General features: G+C 59.9%; 23 protein-coding genes. 3 read left to right on the top strand and 20 right to left on the bottom strand.

Annotated features, from left to right (window positions below; all coding sequences use genetic code 11):
* Nucleotides 1-72: 72 nt before the first annotated feature.
* The 9 genes from moaA to AC27HQ_RS05150 all read right to left on the bottom strand — a co-directional run bounded on the left by moaA (nt 73) and on the right by AC27HQ_RS05150 (nt 12,422).
* A complete protein-coding gene (moaA, locus tag AC27HQ_RS05190) occupies nt 73-1,080 on the bottom strand; it encodes a GTP 3',8-cyclase MoaA (protein ID WP_487154990.1) in 1,008 nt (335 codons plus the stop codon).
* 10 nt (nt 1,081-1,090) lie between these two features.
* Nucleotides 1,091-1,909 (bottom strand): peptidylprolyl isomerase, encoded by an 819-nt coding sequence (locus tag AC27HQ_RS05185; protein WP_487154989.1) that lies wholly within the window; start codon nt 1,907-1,909, stop codon nt 1,091-1,093.
* Between the two features lie 84 nt (nt 1,910-1,993).
* The gene (gene narI, locus AC27HQ_RS05180; protein WP_487154987.1) at nt 1,994-2,674 is read right to left on the bottom strand and encodes a respiratory nitrate reductase subunit gamma; all 681 of its coding nucleotides are present in this window, start codon (nt 2,672-2,674) and stop codon (nt 1,994-1,996) included.
* Between the two features lie 9 nt (nt 2,675-2,683).
* Nucleotides 2,684-3,418, bottom strand: a complete 735-nt coding sequence (narJ, locus tag AC27HQ_RS05175) for a nitrate reductase molybdenum cofactor assembly chaperone (RefSeq protein ID WP_487154986.1) — start codon at nt 3,416-3,418, stop codon at nt 2,684-2,686.
* 2 nt (nt 3,419-3,420) lie between these two features.
* The gene (narH, locus tag AC27HQ_RS05170; RefSeq protein WP_487154985.1) at nt 3,421-4,959 is read right to left on the bottom strand and encodes a nitrate reductase subunit beta; all 1,539 of its coding nucleotides are present in this window, start codon (nt 4,957-4,959) and stop codon (nt 3,421-3,423) included.
* Between the two features lie 10 nt (nt 4,960-4,969).
* Nucleotides 4,970-8,746 carry a nitrate reductase subunit alpha gene (locus AC27HQ_RS05165; RefSeq protein ID WP_487154984.1) on the bottom strand — a complete coding sequence of 1,259 codons (3,777 nt, stop codon included), beginning with the start codon at nt 8,744-8,746 and terminating at the stop codon, nt 4,970-4,972.
* 98 nt (nt 8,747-8,844) lie between these two features.
* Entirely contained in the window at nt 8,845-10,329 is a 1,485-nt protein-coding gene (locus AC27HQ_RS05160; protein ID WP_487154982.1) for an MFS transporter, read from the bottom strand.
* Nucleotides 10,330-10,347: 18 nt separating this feature from the next.
* The gene (locus tag AC27HQ_RS05155) at nt 10,348-10,806 is read right to left on the bottom strand and encodes a universal stress protein (protein WP_487154981.1); all 459 of its coding nucleotides are present in this window, start codon (nt 10,804-10,806) and stop codon (nt 10,348-10,350) included.
* A 14-nt stretch (nt 10,807-10,820) separates the two neighbouring features.
* Entirely contained in the window at nt 10,821-12,422 is a 1,602-nt protein-coding gene (locus tag AC27HQ_RS05150; RefSeq protein ID WP_487154980.1) for an MFS transporter, read from the bottom strand.
* Between the two features lie 323 nt (nt 12,423-12,745).
* On the opposite strand from AC27HQ_RS05150, the gene AC27HQ_RS05145 reads away from it, so the two are divergent.
* On the top strand, nt 12,746-14,605 hold the full coding sequence (locus tag AC27HQ_RS05145; RefSeq protein ID WP_487154979.1) for a type IV pili methyl-accepting chemotaxis transducer N-terminal domain-containing protein: 1,860 nt from the start codon (nt 12,746-12,748) through the stop codon (nt 14,603-14,605).
* Nucleotides 14,580-15,251 carry a two-component system response regulator NarL gene (gene narL / locus AC27HQ_RS05140; protein WP_487154978.1) on the top strand — a complete coding sequence of 224 codons (672 nt, stop codon included), beginning with the start codon at nt 14,580-14,582 and terminating at the stop codon, nt 15,249-15,251. Before AC27HQ_RS05145 ends, narL begins: the two co-directional genes overlap by 26 nt.
* 48 nt (nt 15,252-15,299) lie before the next feature.
* Here the strand turns inward: narL and AC27HQ_RS05135 are convergent, their stop codons facing one another.
* The 11 genes from AC27HQ_RS05135 to AC27HQ_RS05085 all read right to left on the bottom strand — a co-directional run bounded on the left by AC27HQ_RS05135 (nt 15,300) and on the right by AC27HQ_RS05085 (nt 23,829).
* Nucleotides 15,300-16,514 carry an alginate export family protein gene (locus tag AC27HQ_RS05135; RefSeq protein WP_487154977.1) on the bottom strand — a complete coding sequence of 405 codons (1,215 nt, stop codon included), beginning with the start codon at nt 16,512-16,514 and terminating at the stop codon, nt 15,300-15,302.
* Nucleotides 16,515-16,529: 15 nt separating this feature from the next.
* Nucleotides 16,530-16,922, bottom strand: coding sequence for a putative zinc-binding protein (locus tag AC27HQ_RS05130; protein WP_487154976.1), 393 nt, complete (start codon nt 16,920-16,922; stop codon nt 16,530-16,532).
* A 26-nt stretch (nt 16,923-16,948) separates the two neighbouring features.
* Nucleotides 16,949-17,452, bottom strand: coding sequence for a ubiquinone anaerobic biosynthesis accessory factor UbiT (gene ubiT / locus AC27HQ_RS05125; RefSeq protein ID WP_487154975.1), 504 nt, complete (start codon nt 17,450-17,452; stop codon nt 16,949-16,951).
* Nucleotides 17,446-18,336 carry a U32 family peptidase gene (locus tag AC27HQ_RS05120; RefSeq protein ID WP_487154974.1) on the bottom strand — a complete coding sequence of 297 codons (891 nt, stop codon included), beginning with the start codon at nt 18,334-18,336 and terminating at the stop codon, nt 17,446-17,448. The genes ubiT and AC27HQ_RS05120 overlap by 7 nt, the downstream gene beginning before the upstream one ends.
* A 9-nt stretch (nt 18,337-18,345) precedes the next feature.
* Nucleotides 18,346-19,341, bottom strand: a complete 996-nt coding sequence (ubiU, locus tag AC27HQ_RS05115; protein WP_487154973.1) for a ubiquinone anaerobic biosynthesis protein UbiU — start codon at nt 19,339-19,341, stop codon at nt 18,346-18,348.
* Nucleotides 19,342-19,408: 67 nt separating this feature from the next.
* A complete protein-coding gene (locus AC27HQ_RS05110; RefSeq protein WP_487154972.1) occupies nt 19,409-20,647 on the bottom strand; it encodes a molybdopterin molybdotransferase MoeA in 1,239 nt (412 codons plus the stop codon).
* Nucleotides 20,644-21,198 carry a molybdenum cofactor biosynthesis protein B gene (moaB, locus tag AC27HQ_RS05105; protein ID WP_487154971.1) on the bottom strand — a complete coding sequence of 185 codons (555 nt, stop codon included), beginning with the start codon at nt 21,196-21,198 and terminating at the stop codon, nt 20,644-20,646. Before moaB ends, AC27HQ_RS05110 begins: the two co-directional genes overlap by 4 nt.
* 85 nt (nt 21,199-21,283) lie before the next feature.
* Nucleotides 21,284-21,739 (bottom strand): molybdopterin synthase catalytic subunit MoaE, encoded by a 456-nt coding sequence (moaE, locus tag AC27HQ_RS05100; RefSeq protein ID WP_487154970.1) that lies wholly within the window; start codon nt 21,737-21,739, stop codon nt 21,284-21,286.
* Between the two features lies 1 nt (nt 21,740).
* Nucleotides 21,741-21,989, bottom strand: coding sequence for a molybdopterin converting factor subunit 1 (moaD, locus tag AC27HQ_RS05095; protein WP_487154968.1), 249 nt, complete (start codon nt 21,987-21,989; stop codon nt 21,741-21,743).
* Nucleotides 21,986-22,462 carry a cyclic pyranopterin monophosphate synthase MoaC gene (moaC, locus tag AC27HQ_RS05090; RefSeq protein WP_487155019.1) on the bottom strand — a complete coding sequence of 159 codons (477 nt, stop codon included), beginning with the start codon at nt 22,460-22,462 and terminating at the stop codon, nt 21,986-21,988. Before moaC ends, moaD begins: the two co-directional genes overlap by 4 nt.
* Before the next feature lie 110 nt (nt 22,463-22,572).
* Nucleotides 22,573-23,829, bottom strand: coding sequence for an acyl-CoA dehydrogenase family protein (locus AC27HQ_RS05085; RefSeq protein ID WP_487154966.1), 1,257 nt, complete (start codon nt 23,827-23,829; stop codon nt 22,573-22,575).
* Between the two features lie 329 nt (nt 23,830-24,158).
* Between AC27HQ_RS05085 and ahpC the strand changes: the two genes are divergently transcribed.
* Nucleotides 24,159-24,725 carry an alkyl hydroperoxide reductase subunit C gene (ahpC, locus tag AC27HQ_RS05080; protein WP_487154965.1) on the top strand — a complete coding sequence of 189 codons (567 nt, stop codon included), beginning with the start codon at nt 24,159-24,161 and terminating at the stop codon, nt 24,723-24,725.
* The last annotated feature ends 54 nt before the right edge of the window (nt 24,726-24,779 follow it).

Here is a 24,779-nt window from a genome sequence, read left to right as displayed (position 1 = left end):
AAAAACCATACAGGATTGAGCAAAAAAGGGCTGCACAGGCAGCCCAAAGGGAGATAAAGCGATTTGCCAGCCTCAACCACCGCTGGCATTCATGAAGCGCAGAATCTGCACCTCACCGTCGGATGAAAAGTCATGGTGCGCCGGTTTGCCTTGCAGACCCTTGTGCAGGGCCGCCAGCAGCGGCGCATCGGTGGTCGGATGGCGACGCAGCAGGGCGCGCATATCGATGGAATTTTCCTGTCCCAGGCACAGCAGCAGCCGTCCTTCGGCGGTCATGCGCACGCGGTTGCAGGTACTGCAGAAGTTGTGCGAATGCGGCGAGATAAAACCGATACGGCTCTGCGGAAAACCCTCGACCCGCACATAACGGGCGGGGCCACCACTGCTCTCGGTGCTGTCGATCAACTGATGCGACTGGCTGATCAGGGCGCGAACCTCGTCACTGGAACAGAAGGCCTCGCCCCGTGAGCGACCAACCTGACCGAGCGGCATTTCCTCGATAAAACTGATATCCAGCCCGCGCGCCAGTGCATAGTCCACCAGCGCAGGCACCTCCTGATCATTGCGGCCCTTCATCACCACCACATTCAGCTTGATGCGTTGAAAGCCAGCGGCTACGGCGGCATCAATGCCGGCCAGTACCTGGTGCAGATCGCCGGTACGGGTAATGGCGCGAAATTTGTCTGCATCCAGGCTGTCGAGGCTGATATTCAGACGCTTGACCCCGGCATCAGCCAGCGGCTGGGCCAGTTTGACCAGTTGCGAGCCATTGCTGGTCATCACCAGCTCGCGCAGGCCTGGCAGCGCTGCAATGCGCTCACACAGGCCAACAATACCGCGCCGTACCAAGGGTTCACCGCCGGTCAGACGGATTTTCTTCACGCCATGGCGGACAAACAGGGCCGCCATGCGTTCGATTTCTTCCAGACTCAGTACCTGTTGGCGCGGCAGAAAGGTCATGTCTTCGGCCATGCAATAGACACAGCGGAAATCACACCTGTCGGTTACCGACATGCGCACATAGTCGATACGCCGGCCCAGGCCGTCGATCAGTCCTTCATGCTGTCCTGTATCCACCATCGGATGCTCCCTACTGCAGCAGCGGTGAGGTTGCTGCACGCAATGCTATGCCTTCAATTCGGGCCTGGCCCACCAAGGTTTCCAGATACTGTACCACGGCCTTGTTCCAGACCCGCCCGTCCAGCTCTTCACGAATCGACTCACGCACCGCACTAAAAGGCAATTGTCGCCCCTCAACCCGCTGCTGTACTTCAACAATATGGAAGCCATAGCGGCTTTCCACTGGCTGTCCGGCCAGACCCAGCGGCAGACGCAACAGCTGCCTTTCAAATTCCGGCACCGTCTGACCCAGGCTCAACTGCCCCAGATCGCCGCCCTGCTCCCTGGATGGGCAACCGGAGTGCAAGGTGGCCAATTCAACAAATCGCGCGGGATTGTTCCGCAGTTCGGCGATCAGTGCAATCGCCTGTTCGCGCAGCCGGCTGCGTTCCGGGGTGTCATCCGGGGCTACCGCCAGAAGAATATGCCGCGCCTGTACCAACGGAGCACTGCAGAAACGCGACACATTGCTCCGATAGACTTGTTCAAGACTCTCATCATCGGTGACCGGCACCTTGACTTCGTGCTCGAGCAGTACGCGGATCAGGGCCTCATCCTCGGTTTCCTCAGCCTCGGGCTGGGCCTTGAGGCCCAACTCGGAGGCACGCTGGATCAGCAGCGTGCGAATTACCAACGCCTGGGCGGCCATGAACATGGCCTCGTCCTGGCTTTCAGCCGGGTGATACTGCATTTCCATACCCAGCATGTCGCAATCCAGCTCTACGCCGTTGACCCGAATAAGCGGCCAGGCCTGCGTGTGACTGGACGCAATAATAGCGCTGTTGTTCATATGCAAATCCTCAAGGAGCGTTTTCCTGCTGTTCAGCCTTGCAGTTCATCGGGTGCAGCCAAGTGGCAGCACCCGATGCCCACATCAGCCCTTCTGCCTGACGATCTGGTAACGCCGACCGAGGTACCAGACCGGCGCACTGATCATGTGTACCAGGCGGGTAAAGGGGAACAGCACGAACAGGCTCAGACCAAGGAACACATGCAGCTTGTAAACCAGCCCGACCGGTTCGATCGAGGCGGCGGCCAGCATCGGCTGCAGGGTCACGGTGTATTGCGCCCAATTGGCCAGCATGACCATCACCGAACCGTCCAGATGCTGCAGCGAGAAGAAAATGCTGCTGAGCCCCAGCAGCAACTGCGCCAGCAGGACCCAGAGGATCATGATGTCGGAGAAGCTGGACTGCGCCCGTACCCGCGGATTGGTCATGCGTCTGTGAATCAGCATCAGCAGGCCGATCAGGCACAGGGTGCCAAAGAAGCCGCCGGAGATCATCGCCAGCATCTGCTTGCCGGACGTACTGATCACATGGTGATAGATGGACTCCGGAATCAGCAGCCCGACAAAATGCCCGGCAAAAATGAACAGGATACCGACGTGGAACAGATTGCTCGCCAGGCGCATGCCCTTGCTGCTCATCAGCTGACTGGAGTGGGCCTTCCAGGTGTACTGGGACAGATCGAAGCGTGCCCAGCTACCGATGATAAATACCGCCAGGGCGACGTAGGGATAAACCCCGAACAACAGTAAATTCAAGTTGGACATGTCTGTCTCCTACGCCCGGCCAGCCGGCAGGGCCTTGTCATTGAAATCCACCCAGTGGACCGGAACCGCCACCGCATCCTTGGCTCGACCGGCCGCCGGACGGGTGCCACAGGCATCCTTCTGGTCGCCATTGAGGAAGGTCACCTGCTCCTCCTCCCAGATCTTGTCGAGGGCTTCCAGGCTGGTATCGGACTCCTCGGCCGCGACCTGATTGCGCACGGCGTCAATCGCTTCCTGCGGCTCATGCCCGGCCATCTGCAACAGCGCGGTAAAACAGGCGGCGTAATCGGACTGACGCTCCTGCAAACGCGCCGCCAGCAGCGCCAGCAGATGCTCGACATCCGCCAGCCCTTCACGCGCAACAATCGGATCGCAGCTGGACTGGAACTCCAGGTACAGCGGGATATAGTCCGGCAGTTCCTTGACACCGATGGCAAAACCGGCAGCCTCGTACTGCGCCATCAGATCGACCATGGCCTGACCCCGGTCACGGGACTCGCCGTGCACGTGTTCGAACAGCAACAGGGAGAGAAAGCGACCACGCTCGAACATCTCGTTGTAGCCTTCCTGAATATCCATCAGGTCACTGTCGGCCAGCCGAGTCAGCAGGCTCGTGAGCGCGGTACGCTGCTCCCGGCTGATCTCGCGGCTGGCATCAATGGCCTGCTGCAGTTCGTCTCGGGCCTGTTGCAACTCGGCACTGGGGTAGTCCATCAACAGCGATATCACTTTGAGTATGCGCATGCTCAATCCTCCCAGATCTGTACGGTTTTCAGGACATCCCGGCTGGTGGCTTTTTTGCCGCCGAACATGTTCACATCGGATTCGCCACTGCAGCCACTGCCAAAACTGAAGCCGCAACCGCTGCGCTCGCCAAAGACTTCACTCATGGCTTCCTCGCGGTGCGCAGTGGGAATTACAAAGCGGTCCTCGTAATTGGCAATCGCCAGATAGCGATACATGTCCTCGGCCAGTGCCTTGGTCAGACCCACGTCCTCCAGCACCTTGAGGTTCTCGACGCCATCGACCTGCTGGGCACGCTTGTAAACACGCATGGCCAGCAGCCGCTTGAGCGCCAGCTTGACCGGTTGTTCGTCACCGGCGGTGAGCATGTTGGCCAGATAGCGCAACGGAATACGCAGGCTATCGACGTCCGGCAGAATGCCGTTCATGCTGACCTTGCCGGCCTCGGCGGCATTCTGGATCGGTGACAAGGGTGGTACGTACCAGACCATCGGCAAGGTGCGGTATTCCGGGTGCAGCGGCAGAGCCAGACGCCAGTCCACCGCCAGTTTGTACACCGGTGACTGCTGCGCAGCCTCGATCACTGACAAGGCCACACCATCGGCCAGGGCCTGCTTGATCACGGCCGGGTCATGGGGGTCAAGGAACAGCCCCAGTTGCTCTTCGTACAGATCCTGCTCGCTCGGGGTGCTGGCCACCTCATGGATACGGTCGGCGTCATACAGCAGTACACCCAGATAACGAATGCGCCCGACACAGGTTTCCGAACAGATAGTCGGCATACCGGCTTCGATGCGCGGGTAGCAGAAAATGCACTTCTCGGATTTGCCGCTCTTCCAGTTGAAGTAGATCTTCTTGTACGGACAGCCGCTGATGCACATGCGCCAGCCGCGGCACTTTTCCTGGTCAATCAGGACAATGCCGTCTTCCTCGCGCTTGTAGATCGCCCCGCTCGGGCAGGCCGCCGCACAGGTTGGATTCAGGCAGTGTTCGCACAGACGCGGCAGGTACATCATGAAGGTGTTTTCGTACTCACCGTAGATGTCTGCCTGGATCTGGTCGAAGTTCTTGTCCTTGCGCCGCTTGGCAAACTCGGTGCCGAGAATCTCCTCCCAGTTCGGGCCCCACTCGATCTTTTCCATGCGCTTGCCGGAAATCGCCGAACGTGGGCGCGCCGTCGGCTGGTGAGCTGAAGACGGCGCGGTATGCAGATGCTGGTAATCGAAATCAAAGGGCTCGTAGTAATCGTCGATGGTCGGCATGTCCGGGTTGGCGAAGATGTTCGCCAGTACGCGGAATTTGCCGCCGATACGCGGATTGATCGAGCCATTGCTGTTGCGCTTCCAGCCGCCCTTCCACTTGTCCTGGTTTTCCCACTCCTTGGGGTAGCCGATACCGGGCTTGGTCTCGACGTTGTTGAACCAGGCGTACTCCATGCCCTCACGGCTGGTCCAGACGTTTTTGCAGGTAACCGAACAGGTATGGCAGCCAATGCACTTGTCCAGATTCAATACCATGCCTACTTGTGAACGTATTTTCATGGCTGTCTCCTCACTCGATATCCCGGGGTAACGGCTGGGGCAATGCATCACCCCCCAGGCCGCCGTGTTCTGGCCCGTCCAGCCAGTCGATCTTGCTCATCTTGCGTACCACCACGAATTCATCGCGGTTGCAGCCGACGGTGCCGTAGTAGTTGAATCCCCAGGACTGCTGGGCATAACCGCCGATCATATGGGTGGGCTTGAGCACGATGCGGGTCACCGAGTTGTGGTGCCCGCCACGGGTGCCGGTCATTTCACTGCCCGGCATGTTCACGATGCGTTCCTGGGCGTGGTACATCATCACCATGCCCTCCTTGACCCGCTGACTGACCACGGCACGGGCCACCAGGGCACCGTTGGCGTTGAAACACTCGACCCAGTCGTTATCTTCGATACCGGCCTTGAGCGCGTCGGTTTCCGACAGCCAGATGATCGGTCCGCCGCGGCTCAGGGTGAGCATCAGCAGGTTGTCCGAGTAGGTACTGTGGATACCCCACTTCTGGTGCGGAGTAATCCAGTTCAGCACGATCTCGCTGTTGCCATTCGGCTTCTTGCCCTTCACATAGCCTGTGGTGCGGGTATTGATTGGCGGCCGATAGCTCATCAACTGCTCGCCAAAGGCCTGCATCCAGGGGTGATCCTGGAAGAACTGCTGACGGCCGGTAATAGTGCGCCACGGAATGTACTCGTGGACGTTGGTGTATCCGGCGTTGTAGCTGACATGGTCGTCTTCCAACCCCGACCAGGTCGGACTGGAGATGATCTTGCGCGGCTGCGCCTGGATATCACGGAAGCGAATCGCCTCGTGCTCCTTGCCCACCGCCAGATGGCTGTGGTCGCGGCCGGTAAACTTGGACAGTGCTGCCCAGGCCTTGACCGAGACATGGCCGTTGGTTTCCGGTGCCAGGCTGAGGATGACCTCGGCGGCATCAATCGCCGTGTTGATCCGGGGCCGGCCCTGACTGACGCCCGGCTCCAGCACGTCGTGATTCAGTTTGCCGAGGAAAGCCACCTCGTCATCGGTGTTCCAGCTGATGCCCTTGCCGCCATTGCCGAGCTTCTCCAGCGCCGGACCGAGCGAGGTAAACTTTTTATAGGTACTGGGGAAGTCACGCTCGACCACCACCATATTCGGGCAGTTCTTACCCGGGACCGGTGCCACTCCGGCGGTTTTCCAATCGGTACCACCGAACGGCTGCGCCAGCTCGCCGGGGCTGTCATGCAGCATGGGTACAGTAACCAGATCCTGTTCCACACCCAGCACGCCCTGGGAGACCTCGGAAAAGGCCTTGGCGATGGACTTGTAGATTTCCCAGTCGGACCTGGATTCCCAGGCCGGATCAATGGCCGCGGACAGCGGATGAATAAAGGGGTGCATGTCCGAGGTGTTCATGTCGTCCTTTTCGTACCAGGTCGCGGTCGGCAGGACAATATCCGAGTAAACACAGGTCGAGGACATACGGAAGTCCAGGGTCGTGACCAGATCCACCTTACCCACGGCGCCGTCATCAACCCACTCGGCCTGCTGCGGCTTGACGCCGTCGCGCTTGCCCAGATCCTCGTTCATTACTCCGTGCTTGTCGGTACCCAGCAGGTACTTGAGCATGTACTCATGGCCCTTGCCCGATGAGCCAAGCAGGTTGGAACGCCAGATAAACAGATTGCGCGGGAAGTTGTCCGGGTTGTCCGGCTGTTCACAGGCAAATTTCAATGTGCCGTCCTGCAGCGACTTGAGCACATAGTCTTTAGGATCCATGCCCAGTGCCGCGGCCTCGCGGCAGATCGCCAACGGGTTGCGGTTCAGTTGCGGGGCGCTGGGCAGCCAGCCACCGCGCTCGGCCTGGATGTTGTAGTCGAGCATATGCTCGGGGAACTGGGCCTTGTCCGCCAGCGGCGAGAGGATTTCATGCACGCTCATCTTCTCGTGACGCCACTGTGAACTGTGGTTGTAGAAGAAGCTGGTGCCGTTCATCTGTCGTGGCGGACGACTCCAGTCCAGACCAAAGGCCAATGGCAGCCAGCCGGTCTGCGGCCGCAGCTTTTCCTGGCCAACATAGTGCGCCCAGCCACCGCCACTCTGTCCGACACAACCGCAGAGCATGAGCATGTTGATCAGCCCGCGGTAGTTCATGTCCATGTGGTACCAGTGGTTCATCGCCGCGCCAACGATGATCATCGAGCGGCCCTTGGTCTTGTCGGCGTTGTCGGCAAACTCACGGGCAACCTGAATGACCTTTTCACGGCTGACACCGGTAATCTGCTCCTGCCAGGCCGGCGTGCCGGGCACGCTGGCATCGTCGTAGCTGCTGGCCACGTTGCTGCCGCCCAGACCACGACAGATACCCAGACCAGCCGCCTGGATATCAAACACCGTGGCGACCCGCAGGTTGCGACCATCGGCCTGGCTCAGGGTTTTACTGGGCAGACGGCGGAACTGGATCTCCTCACCATTGGCCTGCTGGAAATGGTCATGCAACTGGCCGCCAAAGTACGGGAAGGCCACCTCGACCGCCTCGCCGTCTTCCAGCAACGAGAGCTGCAACGCCACGTTACGGCCTTCGCCACCTTCGCGGGCTTCAATGTTCCACTTGCCGGACTCGCCCCAGCGGTAACCGATAGCACCCAGCGGCGACACCAGTTGCCCGTCGGTGCTGTCGATGGCAATGGTTTTCCATTCCGGGTTGTTGTCCTGACCCAGTTGGCCGTCCAGATCCGAGGCGCGCAGGAAGCGCGTCGGCTTGTAACCACCCTCCATCTCCTCCAGCAGCACCAGCATCGGTAGATCGGTATAGCGGCGCACATAGTCAGTGAAATAGGCGCTGGGCTTTTCAAGGTGAAATTCCTTGAAAATCACATGATTGAAGGCCTGGGCCAAGGCGGCATCAGTGCCCTGCTTGGGGTTCAGCCAGAGATCGGTGAGCTTGGCGACCTCGGAGTAGTCCGGGGTAATCGAGACCGTCTTGGTACCCTTGTAACGCACCTCGGTAAAGAAGTGCGCATCCGGTGTGCGGGTCTGCGGTACGTTGGAACCCCAGGCAATGATGTAATTGGAGTTGTACCAGTCGGCCGACTCCGGCACGTCTGTCTGCTCGCCCCAGACCATCGGCGAGGCCGGCGGCAGGTCGCAATACCAGTCGTAGAAGCTCAGGCACACCCCGCCGATCAGCGACAAATAGCGCGAACCCGCCGCGTAGCTGACCATCGACATGGCCGGAATCGGCGAGAAGCCAATGACCCGGTCCGGGCCATACTGCTTGACGGTATAGACGTTGGCGGCGGCAATGATCTCGGTGACTTCATCCCAGCTCGAGCGAATGAAACCGCCAAGGCCGCGCTGGCTCTTGTAGCTGCGCGCCTTGTCGGCATCCTCGACAATACTCGCCCAGGCATCCACCGGATCAAGCTTGGCTCGCGCTTCACGCCAGAGTTTGAGTAGCGGCTTGCGTACCTTGGGGTACTTGAGCCGGTTAGCACTGTAGATATACCAGCTGTAGCTGGCACCGCGCGGACAGCCGCGCGGCTCATGGTTAGGCAGATCCGGGCGGGTGCGCGGGTAGTCGGTCTGCTGGGTTTCCCAGGTAATCAGACCGTTCTTGACATAGATCTTCCAGGAGCAGGACCCGGTGCAGTTGACCCCGTGGGTCGAGCGCACGATCTTGTCGTACTGCCAGCGTGCACGGTAGACATTTTCCCAGTCGCGGGACTCCTTGCGGGTCTCACCGTGACCATCGGCAAACTCATCCTGTTTGCGGTTGAAAAAGCGCAATTGATCGAGCAGGTGACTCATGGTTTTTCTCCTCATGCCGGTGCGGATGCGTGTCCGACCGGTCGGCTCATCAGTTCGTTATCGCGGCCCGGACCGGGCCGCACAGTCTTGAAGCGGCTTCAGCTCGGGTGATGATTGGCCTCCAGTTCTCGGTCCACCGAGGACACGTAGTACTCCTCGGAAAACGCACCCTCAGGCTCCTTGAGCCAGATAAAACAGAGGACAAAGCTGATAAAGGCACCGGACGCAATAATCATGAAAAACTGCGAGGGCGTTACGAAGGTAAAGAGGGTCAGGTAGCACACTGCGCCGACATTACCGTAGGCACCGGCCATGCCAGAGATCTGCCCGGTGATGCGCCGCTTGATCGAAGGAATGATGCCAAAGGTGGCGCCCTCGGCACCCTGTACGAAGACCGAACAGGCCACAGTCACCGCCACAGCAATCAGCAGCGGCCACTTCTCGTTCATCAACCCCATGAGCAGGAAGCCGATACCGATGCCAAGCATGTAGGCAAGCATGACAAAACGGCGGTTGCCCATGCGGTCGGAGACCAGCCCACCCATGGGCCGGGCGACCAGATTGACGAAGGCAAAGGACGCAGCAATGATACCTGCGGTGGTTGGCGTCAGACCCCAGGTCAGCTCGAAGAACATCGGCAGCATGGAGACTACCGCCAGTTCAGCACCAAAGTTGGCGAAATAGGTGGAGTTCAGGGCAGCCACTGTGTTGAAGGGGTATTTATCGTCCTCCGGCACGCCCTTTTTCAGGATCGGGATATTGACCCGCAGGATCTGCACCACCTGGTACAACACCACCAGGGCAATCACCAGATAGCAGATCACCGCTCCAGTCATCGACAGGAAGCCCATGTTCTGTATGCGCCAGACCAAGATCGCCAGTACCCCGACCATGGGAATGGTCCAGAGAATCAGCTTGATCATGTCAGCCCAGCTGCTGACTTCCATGGCCATGGCTTTTTTCGGTTTGTGTTGCACGGTACCGGGAGGACCGTCAGTCAGGGCAAACCAGTAGAACACCCCGTAGGCCGCCATGATGATGGCCGAGGTGGCAATCGACCAGCGCCAGCCCTCCGGGCCACCAAAGATGTGTATGGCAATAGCAGGCAGGCTCATGGCCGCAGCGGCCGAGCCAAAGTTGCCCCAGCCGGCATAGAAGCCCTCGGCAAAACCGATATCCTTGGGCTTGAACCACATGGCGGTCATATGGATGCCGACCACAAAGCTGGCACCAATGGAGCCGAGAATCAGGCGTGCAACCAGCAACTGGGTGCGGGTGTCACCAAAGGCGAAGAACAGCGCCGGCAAGGCCATGATCACCATCAGGACCGAAAACACCCGGCGTGGCCCCCAGCGATCCAGGGCCATGCCGACAATGATGCGAGCCGGAATGGTCAGGGCCACGTTGGCAATGGCGAACAGCTTGATATCGTCAGGCGTGAGCCAGTTCAGACTCTTGAGCATGCTGGAGGCCAAAGGCGCCATACCAAACCAGACAAAGAAACAGATATAGAAGGCGATCCAGGTCAGGTGCAGGGCTCTGATCTCCGGATTGCGGAACTTGAATACGTCAGCAACTTTCATGGCTTTTTCTCCGCTCGATCAGGGGCAGGCTTGGATCAACACCGGGCACGGGGCCCGACGTGCCAGAAAGGCACTGACACTGCCAAAGGTCATGTAATCCAGCTCATCCACCAGCAGGTTCAGTGAGCGAGAGATAAAGCCGCCGTCCGGCTCATTGGAATGACGAGCGATGACCAGCAGGTCCGGTTTCTTGTGCTCGGCGGCCTTGAGGATCATCTTGCGTGCATCGCCTTCGGCGATGATCACCTCGGCATCCAGGCCCTGCTGACCGACCAGCTCGGCGGCCTCGCGCAGAAAGCTTTGAAACTCGCGTTTGTCCTGCTCAAATTTTTCCGTACTGACATCGCTGGTATCCAGACTGCCCTCCACCACCCCCACCAGCATGATCAGCGGCTTGAGCGGCTTGAACATGTCGATGGTGGCCTGCAGGGCCTTTCTGGCGTTGCGTGAGTTGTCGTAGGCAAGCATGATTCTCATGGTCATCTCCAGGCTCAGGGGTTCTTCACGTAGGCATTGCGGCGCAGGTAGAACCACCAGTTGAGTACCAGGCACAGGGCGTAGAACACGGCAAAACCGTACATCGCCACTTCAGGGGTACCGGCCTTGACCTGTTCACCGATAACAATCGGCGCAACAAAGGAGCCGTAGGCCGCCACCGCCGAGGTCCAGCCCAGTACCGGGCCGGCCTTTTCGCGGTCGTAGATCACGCCGATGGTGCGGAAGGTCGAGCCATTGCCAATCCCGGAGGCGGCAAACAGCAGCAGGAACAGGGCCAGGAACAGGAAGAAGTACTGCTCGGGTTGGCTGGAGCCGTAGGCCTGCTGCATCACATAACCAGCCGCCACAGAGCCCGCCACCATGACCACCGAGATCAACTGGGTAACTATCGAGCCGCCCACCTTGTCCGAGACCCAGCCACCGAGCGGGCGAATCAGGGCGCCAATGAAGGGGCCAATCCAGGCGTAGGTCAGAGCACTGGGCGCATTCGGATTAGCCACGCGCGTCACTGTGCCGTCAGCGGCCACCTCGTTCATGAAACCGAAGATCACCGTGATCGACAGCGGCAGGGCCATGGAAAAACCGATAAAGGAGCCAAAGGTCAGGATGTACAGCACGCTCATGGACCACGTGTGCTTGTCGCGGAAAATCTCGAACTGGCGCTTGATATTGGGTTTGATCGTGCCAGGCAGCAGACGCAGCATGCCCAGGGTCGCACCCATGATCAGCAGCATGGCCACCCACATGTTCAGCACCCCCAGTCCGACCGGCGCAGGCAAGTAGAGATACAGACCCACACCCGCAGCGATAAAGCCGACGCCATACAAGCCCAGTATCTTGCCAAAGGCTGCCAGGGGATTGCCGGGGTTGGGGGTAATGGGTAACAGGTTGCTCATGCCGAACCAGCCGGCAAAGGCCAGCGGCACCAGAAACACCAGCCAGACAAAGCCGCCGTTCTGAATCCAGGTCGGGGTACCTGCCGCAATCCGGCCGATCAGCGTACCGCTGTCCTGGGTCAGGATCATCGAGCCGCCGGCGAAGGCACCGAACACCCCGGCGGTCATCACCAAGGGGATAAGAATCTGCATGGTGGTCACGCCGAAATTGCCCAGACCGGCATTCAGACCGAGCGCCAGGCCCTGTTGATTCTTCGGGAAGAAGCCACTGATATTGCTCATCGAACAGGCGAAGTTGCCGCCACCAATACCCGAGATAAACGCCAGCAGCTGAAACACCCAGAGTGGCGTGTCGGTGCTCTGCAGTGCCATGCCGGCGCCAAAGGCTGGAATCATCAACAGCGCGGTGGTCAGGAATACGGTATTGCGGCCACCGGCGATACGAATCATGAAGGACGCCGGAATCCGCAGCGTAGCCCCGGTCAAACCGGCAATCGCGGTCAGTGTGAAGAGTTCAGCCGGGGCAAAGGGAAAGCCCAGATTGAGCATCTGCACCGTGATGATTCCCCACATCAGCCATACGGCAAAGCCGATCAGCAAACTGGGAATCGAAATCCACAGATTACGACTGGCAATCTTCTTGCCGGTCGATTCCCAGAAGACCGGGTCTTCCACATCCCATTTCTTGATGTTGCTCATGGCGTATCCTCGATAGTGTGCTGGCAGTTCCGGATACCCGGCTGCATGCCTGCAAACTAAGCGGAGGATAGGCTGTAAAAGTTGACCTGTATCAATGCGCAGCAGTGCGCCGCGGGAGCTCGCCGAGCTGACTACCTATTCCTGGGTATCCCTTTATAAAAAATAAACTCTATACTATTCATATACTTGCCATACATCCCTGCCCCGTCCAAGGCTATCTGTAATCAACCACGGGGCTTTCGGGATACCCACCTGGGGAATTGCAATCAAGCCCGATTAGCCCACAATCAACTCATCACACCCCCCTTGGAACTGCCTTGCCCATGACGCAGCAACCGTCCGACCTGATGAACCCGAAACATTCGGTGGTGTTCGACACCCTGCTGGCCTTTGTGGTGATCATCAGCGTGTCGGTGTTAAGTCTGCTGGGTAACCTGTACGTTGCCGACGCCTTGAATGGCGATGCCGCCGCCATTAACCAGGCCGGCAGCCTGCGCATGCAGTCCTACCGTATTGCCGTGAGTTTGAGCAGCGCCGAGCAGCCGCTGCTGGAGGAACAGATCAAGGGCATGAATGCGACGCTGTCAGGCCCGGTGCTGCAGTCCACCCTGCGCCGTCACCCCAACAGTCCGCTGAGCGACAACTATCAGCGCGTGCGTGAGCACTGGCAACAGACCATGCTGCCCCTGGCCAGCCAACCCGATGCCTCGGCCGCACCTTACATAGCTCAACTGGATGACTTCACCGCCGAGCTGGAGGTTTTTGTACACAGCCTGCAACAGGCCTCGGAGTCGAAACTGGGCGTTATCCGGATTCTGCATATCAGCACGCTGTTTATTATCGTGATCATTGCCTTCGTGCTGATTTACCGGCTGCACAATAATCTTGCTGGCCCCCTGCGCGGCCTGACTGCCATGGCCCGCAAGGTCGGTCAGGGCGACTTCAATGCACGCATGCAGGTGACCGGCGATACCGAGCTGAGTCTGCTCGGGCGCACCCTGAATCAGACCAGTGCCGAGCTGGCAGAGCTGTATTCGCACATGGAGAACAAGGTCAGCGAAAAAACTGCTGCCCTGCGGCGCAGCAACGAAACCCTGCAGCTGTTGTTCAATAGCGCCCAGATGCTTTACCGCCAGCCCAAGGATCCCCAGCAATTGATGGGGCATATGCTCGGCAAGGTGCAACAGATACTGCATAGCGGACCGGTCAGCCTGTGCCTGAATCGCGAACAGAGCAGCGACAGCTATGTCGCCATGACCTCGATTGATCTGTTGCAACCGGCCTACTGTCGCTTGCCGGATTGTGAGCAGTGCCCGGCCCATACGACTGCCGGCACCTTGCCCAATGGCGGACACCTGGTCAGCTTTGCCCTCGACTCGGGACAGGCTCACCTCGGCAACCTAAGGGTGGAACTGGCCAGTGGTGCACAGCTGGAAGGCTGGCAATCACAGCTGATGACCACCCTGGCTGATCTCTTTGCCGCCTCGCTGAGTTTGAATCAGTTGGGTGAAAAGCAGGCACGGCTGGCCTTGATGGAGGAGCGCACCATCATTGCTCGCGAACTGCATGATTCGCTGGCCCAGGCCCTGTCGGCGCAGAAACTGCAACTGGCGCGGCTGAAGCGCCAGGCCACCCAGGGCAGTGACAGTCTGACCCTGAATGCCACCATCAACGAAATCGAGGCCGGCGCCAATGCCGCCTACCGACAGTTACGCGAACTGCTGACAACCTTCCGCATCAAGCTTGACCAGCCCGGTCTGAAACCCGCGCTGATGGCCACGGTCAAGGAGTTCAGCAGCAACTCCGGGGTGATCATCGACCTGGTCTTCCCGCTGGAACATTGCCCGTTGACACCCAATGAGGAAATCCATTGCCTGCAGGTAACCCGTGAGGCCCTCAGCAATGTCATCAAGCATGCCCGAGCCAGTCACTGCCGGGTCAGCTTCAGTCAGGATTCGCACGGCACCATTCACCTGCGCATTGAGGATGATGGCGTGGGTATTCAGGTCGAGGACAGCCCAACCGGACACTATGGCCTGAGCATATTGCGCGAGCGCGCCAACAGCCTGCAGGGCAACATCAGTATTACCCGCGGCAAAACCCGCGGCACCTGTGTCAGCATGGACTTCACCCCGGATTACAAACGCATTCACCTGCATGAGGAACAACCCAGCCATGGCTGACGAGGACATTATTCAGATTCTGCTGGTAGACGACCACCCGATGATGCGCCGCGGTCTGCGTGATCTGTTGGCCATGGAAGCCGACATGCAGCCGATCGGTGAGGCCGGCAGCGGCCAGGAAGCCCTGGAGCTGGTCACCCGCCTGGAACCCGATCTGATCCTGATGGACCTGAATATGCCCGGCATGGACGGTCTTGAGACCCTGAAACGCCTGCGCGACGAACAGGTCGATGCGCGGATCATCATGTTCACCGTCTCGGATGACCATGAGCACGTACTCGAAGCCCTGCGCAATGGCGCCGACGGTTATCTGCTCAAGGACATGGATGCCGAACACCTGGTCGAGCAGATACGTCTGGCGGCACGCGGCAAACTGGCCCTGAGCCCGGAGTTGAACCTGGTGCTGGCCGAGGCCATCCGTGGCCGCAGCAAGACCACCACCCAGATCAAGGCCTCCAGCCTGACCAAACGTGAAAAGGATGTACTGCGACATATCGCCAAGGGTCTGAGCAACAAGATGATTGCGCGCAAACTGGAAATTACCGAGGGCACGGTCAAGGTCCATGTCAAACGCCTGTTGAACAAACTCGGCATGCGTTCACGCACGGAAGCAGCAGTCTGGGTAGTAGAGAACAATCTGACCTGACCTGACCTGAACTGAAGCCGGGCTAGGCGGCCCGGCTCAGACCATGGATCAGAGGCTGTATTGCAGCTGCAGCCAGAGCTTGTTGGTATCCACGGCAAAATCCCGCGCATCATAATGGGCGTACTTCACCAGCGCATGCAGGCCATTGATTCCGGGCACCGCCCTGCCCCAGGCCAGATCCAGCTCGCGACCATAGCGGTCACCAGCCTTGTCAGCCCGGTAGTCGTGATACCAGGCCTGCAGCCGTCCGCCCAACAGCGGATAACTGCCACCCAGCCAGAGATCGCGCACACCATCGTCCGGGGTAGTCAGGTAGACATCGGCCCAGCCCTGGAAGAGGTGCTTTGTGGCCAGCGGCGTTTGAAAGGCCGTTCCGGGCTGGTCGCCAGCGCCGAGCACTTCATGGCCGGCCTTGAGCTGCAACGCGCCAATATGACGTCCCAGTTCCAGCAGGTGATAGCGGCTGTCGAGTTGCTGTGGATTGTCTGCGTGCTCGCGTTGCCAGCTGTGTTCGGCAACGTATTCCCAGCCGTCATGCTGACCGGACAGGCGCAGACCCGAGGTAATGCTCGACTGGTTGCCAGCAAGCAGATTATCCAGCCCAAGCCGGTACTGATAAGCCGTGAGCTTGACTGCCGGGATCCATTCATAGCTGAGGTTTAGCAGGTGGCTGTGCCCCTCGATATTGGCTGGCCCGGCAGCAAAACCATGACTGCCGTCCGGCCCGAAAATGCTGTTGACCTGATCAATGTAGCTGTAGCTCAGGGCCATACCCGCCAGGGGTTTGAGCAACAGCTGCGCGGCATCAAAGGTTTGCTCGTTCTGACGCCAGGCGACCCCGCCAATAAAGCGCTGATTGTCCAGATTGATGCGTTGCCGCCCGAGCCGCAATTCTGCCAGTGCATGCCGGTAACTGAGAAGGGCCTGATTGATCTCGGTACCATCCGGATCAGCGACCACGGAATACTCGGTTTGACCGTTGCGCGTCGAGTTGTAGCGCGCATCGCCAACCCGGCTGACGTTGTCTGCTTCGAGCAGCAGACTGACGCCGTAGAGCTCGGCACTTTGCAGACCAAGGCGGGTACGCAGGGTCTGCGCATGGGCGTCACGCAGGGCGTTGTCCTGCTCTACCTGTTCGTAACGATAACGCAGGTCCAGGTTGATCTTGCCATCGGCCAGCCATTGTTCAGGGCTGACCCCGGCCAGCAGGCTACCCGGCGCAGCCAGACCCGCCACGACTAGTGCTGCAGTGATTTTTTGCATACAGGCTACCTCTACTCAGGGGGAATCGGTGCCACAGGTTTGCTCCAGGTGCTGCTGCCAGAGCGCACGAATCTGCTTGTCCAGAGCCTCGATATCCTGGTCGCTGCAGTCCTCGCCAAAGCGCTTGCGCAGGCCAAAATCACTCAGGGTCATATGCAGGTCAGGCTGGACATCAACCTGGTGCAAACAGGCCTTGCTGCAGTGCAGACGGCAACCATCCAGAGCGATGATGGGCCGGCCACTTTGCGCGGTGCGGACCAATGCCGGGACCCGACCACCGACACCGGCAATGCAGGACATCTCGGCCAGACCCTGACGGTCGAGCCGCAGGGCCAGACTATTGGCCAGTTGCGCCACATTGGAGCAACCGGAGCAGGCGTAAACGAGGGGTTGGGCTGAGCGGGACATGGCGCCTCCTGTGGATGGCTCCATGCTCAGCTCTGGGGATTCAATGCGCCTTGATCAAAGTCAAATCCGGCCGCAGCGCGACCCAGAGATTGCAGGGTCTGCCACAGGCGGGGCGGCAGATTGTCGGGGTCCAGGCTGTCGAGCAGGTTCTTGATCGCCAGTCCCAGTTCGGTATCGCCCTCGATGACCAGACGCCGGCGGAAGAACAGCGTGTCCGGGTCCTCCTGTCGGCTGGCCAGTAGCAGAAAGGCGCGCCAGTTGCCGCGAATACAGACATCTGCCTGGCCATGTTCGGACAACTGCAGTCCGAGGCGCCCACGGGTCAGATTCCAGGCCAGACCGAGGTCCTCGATGACCAGTCGCAGGCAGCGGCCCTGCAACAGGTCAAAGTCACCGGCCACTAGCGGTTCAGCCAGCCAACGGGCCATCAGCTGTTCCAGCAGCAGGCGCTGCAGCGTGAAGGGAATATGCCGGCCCAGCGGCAATAGTGGTTCGGCAAGACGCAAGCTCAGTTGGCTCAGCGTTACCACAGGCCGAGCTCCTCGACCCGCAGCATACCCGGCTGGCCATGCCAGTAGCCATTGCAGCCGTCCACCGCCAAGGGAGGTTCGGCGCCATGGCGCACCTGATCAAAGCTCGCGACTATCTCGGCCATGCCCTGCAGCCGCGGACTCAGACGCAATGCCGTGATACCCATAGCCTGCATCTGCGGGTACTCAGCCAGCAGATTGGTGACACCCGCGGACAGGGTCTGAATGCCGTTCAGGGTAAACAGTGGCTGGCCCTCCTGGGTCAGCAAGGGCATGCCTTCGGGGTAATGCTGACAGACAAAGCCGCAATCGTCCTTGGGCAGATTTTCCGCCCGCGCAGTAAAACAGCGTGCCGAGTAGGCCAACGGCAGATAGCCCCAGGCAAAGACCTCGATCTCCGGCAGTTGCAAGCCCGCCTGACCGGCCTGATCGCGCAGGGCCATCAGCAATTGTCGCGACACCTCCACCGGCGGCACCCAGCGCTGCATGCCGCGTCTGCTCAGCTCATCGACGGCGTAGGCGTTATACAGATTCAGCGCCGGACCACCGACAAAGGACAACCCCTTGCTGCTGAGAAACTGCACCGCCGCCATGTCATTGGCTTCAACCATCAGCTCACCGTTATCACAGAGCCGGCGCAAGCTCGACAGCTCGGAGGCCGCCTCGATCAGCGACAGACCGGACAGCACTACCTCAGCCCCGGATGCACTGCGCAGATCCCGCGCCAGCCCCATCCAGTCATCCAGTGACAGGGCCCGGCGTTTGGCACACACCGTTTCGCCCAGATAAAAGCGCTGCAGTGGCTGCTCGGCCACCTGCGCATAAAAATCCATGATCTGCTGGCGTTGCCAGTAGAACAGAATAGGTCCAAGGGTCAGTTGCATGCTTGCCTCCTATTGCCAGGCTCGGTGGTAGGCACCCAGGGTGGTGCGGCTGCCCTCTGACAGATTGGCCAGCGCCCGACTCCACTGCGGCAATACCTTGAAGGCCTCAGGCTGCTGGGCGTAGCTGTCCAGCGCCTGACGCCAGACGCCGGTGACCTGCTCAACATAGGCCGGGCTGCGTTGCCGTCCTTCAATTTTTACCGCCGCCACACCGATGGCGGTCAATTGCGGAATCAGATCCAGGGTATCCAGACTGGTTGGCTCCTCCAGCGCATGAAAGCGCTTGCCGTTGACCATAAAACGGCCCTTGCACAGGGTCGGATAGCCCGCTGCTTCGTGGGACTCATAACGATCAATTAATACATTGTTGAGCCTTGAACTCAGCGCGTCCGGCTCCTGGCTCCAGCGCACGGCAGAAGCTGGAGAGCAGACGCCACAGAGATTCGGCGATTGCCCGGTCACATAGGAAGACAGATGACAACGGCCCTCGGCCATGATGCACAGACTGCCGAAGGCAAAGACCTCCACCGGCACCGGACTGGCCTCGGCAACCTGACGCACCTGATTCAGCGACAGCACGCGCGGCAGCACCGCACGGCGAATAGCATAGTGCTGGTGGTAGAAATCCAGCGCGGCGGCATTGGTCGCGGAGCCCTGTACCGACAAGTGCAGAGGCAGTTGCGGATGCACACGGCTAGCATAGGCAAGTACTCCAGGATCAGCCGCAATCAGAGCATCCACCCCCAGATCCGCAGCCTGATCGACGGCGCGTTGCCAGCGCTTCCAACCGTCCGGCAAGGCATAGGTATTAACAGCGATATACAGCTGCTTGCCGACACTGCGAATCAACTGCAGCCCGATTTCAAGTTGGCTATCGGTGAAATTCAGGCCGGCGAAATGCCGCGCGTTGGTATCGTCGCGAAAGCCGGTATAGACCGCATCGGCACCTTGCCGAATGGCGTTTTTTAATGCCGGTAGGCTGCCGGCGGGACAGACCAGTTGCATAGTTGGCTCCCTGGGTCAGATCAAACGGCACTGTGCCGCAGCAGGCGTGCTCGGTCCTTGATACGGATCAATAGAGCAGTTCGGACAGGGGCCAGTAACGCACCGGATCGCCGTGACCCAATGTCGCATTGGCGCCAATATCGGCCAGACCATCTGCCCAACTGGCTGCTGCGAGCATGGCTGAGCCCTGCTGCGGGTGCAGAATGACCTGCTGACCGGTTGCGCCTGTCTGCAACCTGGCGCGCAGAAACTGTCGCCGCGGCTTGGCCTTGGGCCAGTCAAAAGCCGCAGGCATCAACCAGCCGGTCGCTGCTGGCTCATCCCGTCCCTGGGCCTTGAGCAACCAGGGCCGGGCAATGATCAAGGCAGTAATCCAGACCGCCACCGGATTGCCCGGCAGGCCAATCCAGGGCGTTCCGGCCACCGCACCGAAAGCCAGCGGCTTGCCCGGCTGAATCGCCAGTTGCCACAGATCGAGCCGCCCAAGCTTTTGTACCGCGGCTTTCAGATGATCTTCCTCGCCTACTGACACACCGCCGGAGCTGATCAGCACGTCGGCATTTGCTGCGGCGGCCAGTAGTTGTTCGCAGGTCTGAGACAGACTGTCGGGCATGACCCGAATCCCGCTGAGCTGGCAGCCCCAGCCCTGCAGCAGGTTGGCCAGCGTCTGCTGGTTGGCGTTGTAGATCTGGCCCGGCGCCAGCGGCTGACCCGGTTCACGCAGTTCATCGCCGCTGCTCAGCAGCGCCACACGCAGCGGCCGGTAAACCGGTAGCTGGTCAATCCCCTGGCTGGCCAGCAGCCCCAGGTCCTGGGCACGCAAACGCCGTCCTGCCGACAATAGTAAGGCGCCGGCGCTGCTCTCCTCGGCGCGCTTGCGCACATGCTGACCCGGTTGTACCGGCGGCAACTGCACGCCAGCGGCGTGCAGTTGCACGTCCTCCTGGGCCACCACGGTATCGGCCAGAGCGGGTAAAGGCGCGCCGGTAAAAATACGCACTGCGTGGCCGGCCGTCAGGGCCGCTGCGGCTTCCCCTGCGGCAATGCGCCCAGCCAGCGGCAACCAGCCGCCTGCAGCAGGCAGATCAGCGGCGCGCAGGGCATAACCATCCATCGCACTGTTGTCCCAGGCCGGGCTATCCAGACGCGCGAATTGGGGCTCAGCCACTATCCGTCCACAAGCCGCGTCGAGCGCTACCCACTCGCTGGGCGGTGGAGCCGGCGCCTGAGCCAGCAGGCGTGCTATGGCTTCATCGACCGGCAGCCATTTCTGCCCATGCGGGCGTTCGCAGGTGCAGGCGGTCATGCCCGTGTACCACAGCTAGCCAATGCCTGCGTCTGGGTCAAGCTCAGGTGCGGCACCACATTGCAGGGTTTGCTGCGCGCATCCAGTTGCGTGACGAGAATGCCATCCCAGGCGCTGCGGCAAGCCCCTGGCGAGCCAGGCAGGCAACAGATCAGCGTGCCATTAGCAAACCCTGCCAGGGCGCGGGATTGCACGGTCGAGGTGCCAATCTCGGCAAAGGACAGTTGCCTGAACAACTCGCCAAAGCCGTCCATGACCTTGTCGAACAGTGGGCTGAGCGCTTGCGGAGTATTGTCCCGGGCGGAAAAGCCGGTGCCGCCGGTAATCAGCACCACGGCTATGTGCGGATCGGCTATCCATTGCGATACCTGGGCGCGCAGCAGGTAGATATCGTCGATACACAGCTGGCGATCGGCCAAGTGATGACCGGCGCTGTGCAGGCGATCAACCAGGGTCTGGCCGGAGTCATCGGTTGCCAGTGAGCGGGTATCACTGACGGTCAGCACGGCTATGGGTAACGGGGTGAATTCGGTCTGTCGCAGGTGGGACATGGGCGCTGCTCCAAAGGGCTTTGCCGCAGCATGACAAGGCAGAAGCAGGTACTGTATTCCCCCTTGGGGGTAGCTCAGCAGGGCATTATGGGCAGCGCCACTTGTCCAAGGCTTGCGTATCACTCTCGCGGGCATCCACCCAGCGCGGGCCCTCGGCGCTGTCTTCCTTCTTCCAGAAGGGTGCACGGGTTTTCAGGTAGTCGATAATAAAGTGGCAGGCCTCGAAAGCCGCCGCCCGGTGTGCGGAGCTGACGCCGACAAAGACGATCGGCTCGCCGGGCTCCAGGCGCCCGACCCGGTGCAATACCTCGACGCTGAGCAGCGGCCAGCGCTCCTGGGCCTGCTCGACTATGCTTTGCAGGGCCTTTTCAGTCATGCCCGGATAGTGTTCGAGCAGCATGCCCGCCACTTCCTGACCGTCATTGAAGTCGCGCACATAGCCGGTAAAACCGACCACCGCCCCTACCCCGAGTTGCTGGGCGTGCAGGCGGTTGAGCATGGCGCCGGGATCAAAACAGGCGGTCTGGACAGTAACCGTCATATCAACCCCCGGTCACGGGCGGGAAAAAGGCCACTTCGTCGCCATCCTGCAGCGGCGCATCGAGGCTGACCATCTCCTGGTTCAGGGCGCACATCAGCCGTGGTTCGGCCAGCACCTGCCAGCCCTCTCCCCTGCTCAGCAAGCTATCGCGCAGGGCGCGCAGCGAGGTCAGCTGCGGATGCCAGTCCAGCTGTTGCTGCTCGACGCCAAGCACTTCACGGTAGCGGGCAAAAAGGTGCAGGGTGATCATGCATGCTCTCCCGCTTGATAGTGCCCACTCTTGCCGCCAAGCTTTTCCAGCAGGCGTGTTGACTCGATAACCATGCCCTTATCTACCGCCTTGCACATGTCATAGAGGGTCAGGGCAGCGATACTGGCGGCGGTCAGGGCCTCCATTTCGACACCGGTCTGCCCAGCCAGCTTGCAGCGTGCGGTAATGCGCACCGCATCCGGCAATTCCGCGCTCAACTGCACCTTGATACTGGTCAGCAACAGCGGGTGACAGAGCGGAATCAGTTCATGCGTGCGCTTGGCCGCCATGATGCCGGCAATGCGCGCCACGGCAAACACATCACCCTTGGGGTGGCCGCCCTGCTGAATCATCTGCAGGGTCTCGGGGCGCATGCGCACCAGTGTCTCGGCTAGCGCCTCGCGTTCAGTATTGGCCTTGGCGGTCACATCGACCATATTGGCCTCGCCCTGGGCATTCAGGTGCGTCAACATCGGCTCGTCCTGTTCAAAGGTCATAGCGGTACTTTACCGAAATACCGAGGAGCAGACATTACCTCTGTTGGGGCATGCCCAGGTCAGGCCCATTATTTCCAGCAACGCCTTTAACGCCGCAGGCTATCTGGCGGGGTCAGATAATCGCTGCTGCTGCCGCGCCTGTCCTTGCTGGCGTCAATCTCCAGCCGGGCAATGCTGCGCAGGTGCACCTCGTCCGGACCATCGGCAATCCGCAGGGCACGGGAGGCTATCCAGAGATCCGCCAGCGGCGTATCGGGGGTCAGGCCCATGGCGCCGAATACCTGAATGGCCCGGTCCACCACCCCGGCGAGCATGCCTGGCACCACTGCCTTGATCATGGCGATTTCCCGGCGTGCGGCCCTGGCGCCTACCTCATCAATCATCCAGGCGGTTTTCAGCACCAGCAGGCGGGCCTGTTCGATTTCCATGCGCGAGCGGGCGATCCAGTCACCGATACTGCCGTGCTGGTGCAGGTAGCGACCAAAGGCCTTGCGCTCCTGGGCGCGGTCGACCATCAACTCCAGCGCCAGCTCGGCCATACCGATGGCACGCATGCAGTGGTGCACACGACCAGGACCAAGGCGGGCCTGGGCCATCATGAAGCCGTCTCCCTCCTGTCCAAGCAGGTTGCTCACTGGCACCCGTACATTACGCAGCAACAGCTCACTGTGACCTTCCGGGGCAATGTGATGCATCACCGGAATATTGCGCAGCAACTCAACCCCCGGGGTATTGAAGGGCACGATGATCATGCTCTGCTGGCGGTGAGCCTCCGTCTCGGGATCAGTTTTGCCCATAACAATCAGGAAGGCACAATCCGGGTGCGAGGCATTGGTGATAAACCATTTGCGCCCGTTGATCACGTACTCGTCACCCTCGCGGCGGATCAAGGTCTGGATATTGCTGGCATCAGATGAGGCCACATCCGGCTCGGTCATGGCGAAGGCCGAGCGCATCTCCCCGGCCAGTAAGGGTTGCAGCCATTGGCGGTTCTGTTCCGGGCTGGCAAACAGATGCAAGAGCTCCATGTTGCCCGTGTCCGGTGCATTGCAATTGAACACCTCTGAGGCCCAACTGACGCGGCCCATGATTTCCGCCAGCGGCGCGTAGCCCAGATTGCTCAGACCGCGCCCCGGCTCATCAGGCCGCAGGCTGGGCAGAAACAGGTTCCACAGCCCCTCTTCCTTGGCCAGCGCCTTGAGGTCGGCCATGAAGGACACCGGGTACTGACCGGCGGCGACTTCCTGCTGCCAGGCGCCGATGCGCGGGACTATATGGGTGTCGAGAAAGTCCCTGAGTTGCTGACGCAGGGCCTGGGTGTTGGCGTTATAGGAAAAATCCATGATGCATTCCTCTTGAGCGTGGCCCTTGAACTGAGGTCTGACGGCTTTCATATGACCTTCACAGGGCTTGGGCAAACTGAGCACAACTGGCCAAAGACTTCTGGAAAGGGTATCTTGAGCGCCTACCAAACTCAGTTAAATAGATCAGATGAATGCTGTATTTGATCTGAATCAAGCCTATCTATTTAATCCCAAGCATGAATAACAGGCCATAAATAGCTTTTAACTATCCATTGCTTAGCTTGAATTTATTTCATTTCCCTATGGGAGAGACGTATATTTCTCACGTCTTCCAAACCTACCTATCCAATCCATCAAGGAGATTACTGATGACGACTATCATCAATACTGAAGTCAAACCTTTCAACACAACTGCTTTCCACGGCGGTGAGTTTGTTCAGGTCAGCGAAGCCGACCTGAAAGGCAAATGGTCAGTCGTATTCTTCTACCCGGCAGACTTCACCTTTGTGTGCCCGACCGAGCTGGGCGACCTGGCGGACAACTATCCCGAATTCAAGAAATTGGGCGTGGAAATCTACTCGGTATCCACCGATACCCATTTCACGCACAAAGCCTGGCACGACAGCTCCGAAACCATCGGCAAGATCCAGTACCCCATGCTGGGCGATCCGACCGGCGCCATCACCCGTAACTTCGGCGTCATGATCGAAGAAGCCGGTCTGGCCGAGCGTGGTACTTTCGTTATCGATCCCGAGGGCAAAATCCAGATCGTTGAAATCAATGCCGGTGGCATTGGCCGTGACGCTTCCGAACTGCTGCGCAAGGTAAAGGCTGCCCAGTATGTTGCCGCCCACCCAGGCGAAGTCTGCCCGGCCAAGTGGAAAGAAGGTGAGGCCACCCTGGCTCCGTCTCTGGATCTGGTTGGCAAGATCTAAGCACGCGCCGCACACCCGACCCGCCGCCGTGTAAACCACTGCGGTCGGCGGGCC

This window comes from Halopseudomonas sp. 4NH20-0008 (genome assembly GCF_057548395.1).
Note: the sequence above shows the minus strand (reverse complement) of the source record. Positions and strands in the feature narration are given on the sequence as shown.

Excerpts from the sequence above, each read along its gene's own strand:
- AC27HQ_RS05135 (WP_487154977.1), bottom strand. The coding sequence starts at position 16,514 with ATGCAAAAAATCACTGCAGCACTAGTCGTGGCGGGTCTGGCTGCGCCG.
- moaC (WP_487155019.1), bottom strand. The coding sequence starts at position 22,462 with ATGTTGACGCACCTGAATGCCCAGGGCGAGGCCAATATGGTCGATGTG.
- AC27HQ_RS05160 (WP_487154982.1), bottom strand. The coding sequence starts at position 10,329 with ATGAAAGTTGCTGACGTATTCAAGTTCCGCAATCCGGAGATCAGAGCC.
- narL (WP_487154978.1), top strand. The coding sequence starts at position 14,580 with ATGAGGAACAACCCAGCCATGGCTGACGAGGACATTATTCAGATTCTG.
- AC27HQ_RS05145 (WP_487154979.1), top strand. The coding sequence starts at position 12,746 with ATGACGCAGCAACCGTCCGACCTGATGAACCCGAAACATTCGGTGGTG.
- AC27HQ_RS05150 (WP_487154980.1), bottom strand. The coding sequence starts at position 12,422 with ATGAGCAACATCAAGAAATGGGATGTGGAAGACCCGGTCTTCTGGGAA.
- moaB (WP_487154971.1), bottom strand. The coding sequence starts at position 21,198 with ATGTCCCACCTGCGACAGACCGAATTCACCCCGTTACCCATAGCCGTG.
- ahpC (WP_487154965.1), top strand. The coding sequence starts at position 24,159 with ATGACGACTATCATCAATACTGAAGTCAAACCTTTCAACACAACTGCT.
- AC27HQ_RS05155 (WP_487154981.1), bottom strand. The coding sequence starts at position 10,806 with ATGAGAATCATGCTTGCCTACGACAACTCACGCAACGCCAGAAAGGCC.
- narI (WP_487154987.1), bottom strand. The coding sequence starts at position 2,674 with ATGTCCAACTTGAATTTACTGTTGTTCGGGGTTTATCCCTACGTCGCC.
- ubiU (WP_487154973.1), bottom strand. The coding sequence starts at position 19,341 with ATGCAACTGGTCTGTCCCGCCGGCAGCCTACCGGCATTAAAAAACGCC.
- AC27HQ_RS05110 (WP_487154972.1), bottom strand. The coding sequence starts at position 20,647 with ATGACCGCCTGCACCTGCGAACGCCCGCATGGGCAGAAATGGCTGCCG.
- AC27HQ_RS05120 (WP_487154974.1), bottom strand. The coding sequence starts at position 18,336 with ATGCAACTGACCCTTGGACCTATTCTGTTCTACTGGCAACGCCAGCAG.
- AC27HQ_RS05130 (WP_487154976.1), bottom strand. The coding sequence starts at position 16,922 with ATGTCCCGCTCAGCCCAACCCCTCGTTTACGCCTGCTCCGGTTGCTCC.
- narH (WP_487154985.1), bottom strand. The coding sequence starts at position 4,959 with ATGAAAATACGTTCACAAGTAGGCATGGTATTGAATCTGGACAAGTGC.
- AC27HQ_RS05085 (WP_487154966.1), bottom strand. The coding sequence starts at position 23,829 with ATGGATTTTTCCTATAACGCCAACACCCAGGCCCTGCGTCAGCAACTC.
- moaE (WP_487154970.1), bottom strand. The coding sequence starts at position 21,739 with ATGACGGTTACTGTCCAGACCGCCTGTTTTGATCCCGGCGCCATGCTC.
- AC27HQ_RS05185 (WP_487154989.1), bottom strand. The coding sequence starts at position 1,909 with ATGAACAACAGCGCTATTATTGCGTCCAGTCACACGCAGGCCTGGCCG.
- moaD (WP_487154968.1), bottom strand. The coding sequence starts at position 21,989 with ATGATCACCCTGCACCTTTTTGCCCGCTACCGTGAAGTGCTTGGCGTC.
- narJ (WP_487154986.1), bottom strand. The coding sequence starts at position 3,418 with ATGCGCATACTCAAAGTGATATCGCTGTTGATGGACTACCCCAGTGCC.
- AC27HQ_RS05165 (WP_487154984.1), bottom strand. The coding sequence starts at position 8,746 with ATGAGTCACCTGCTCGATCAATTGCGCTTTTTCAACCGCAAACAGGAT.
- moaA (WP_487154990.1), bottom strand. The coding sequence starts at position 1,080 with ATGGTGGATACAGGACAGCATGAAGGACTGATCGACGGCCTGGGCCGG.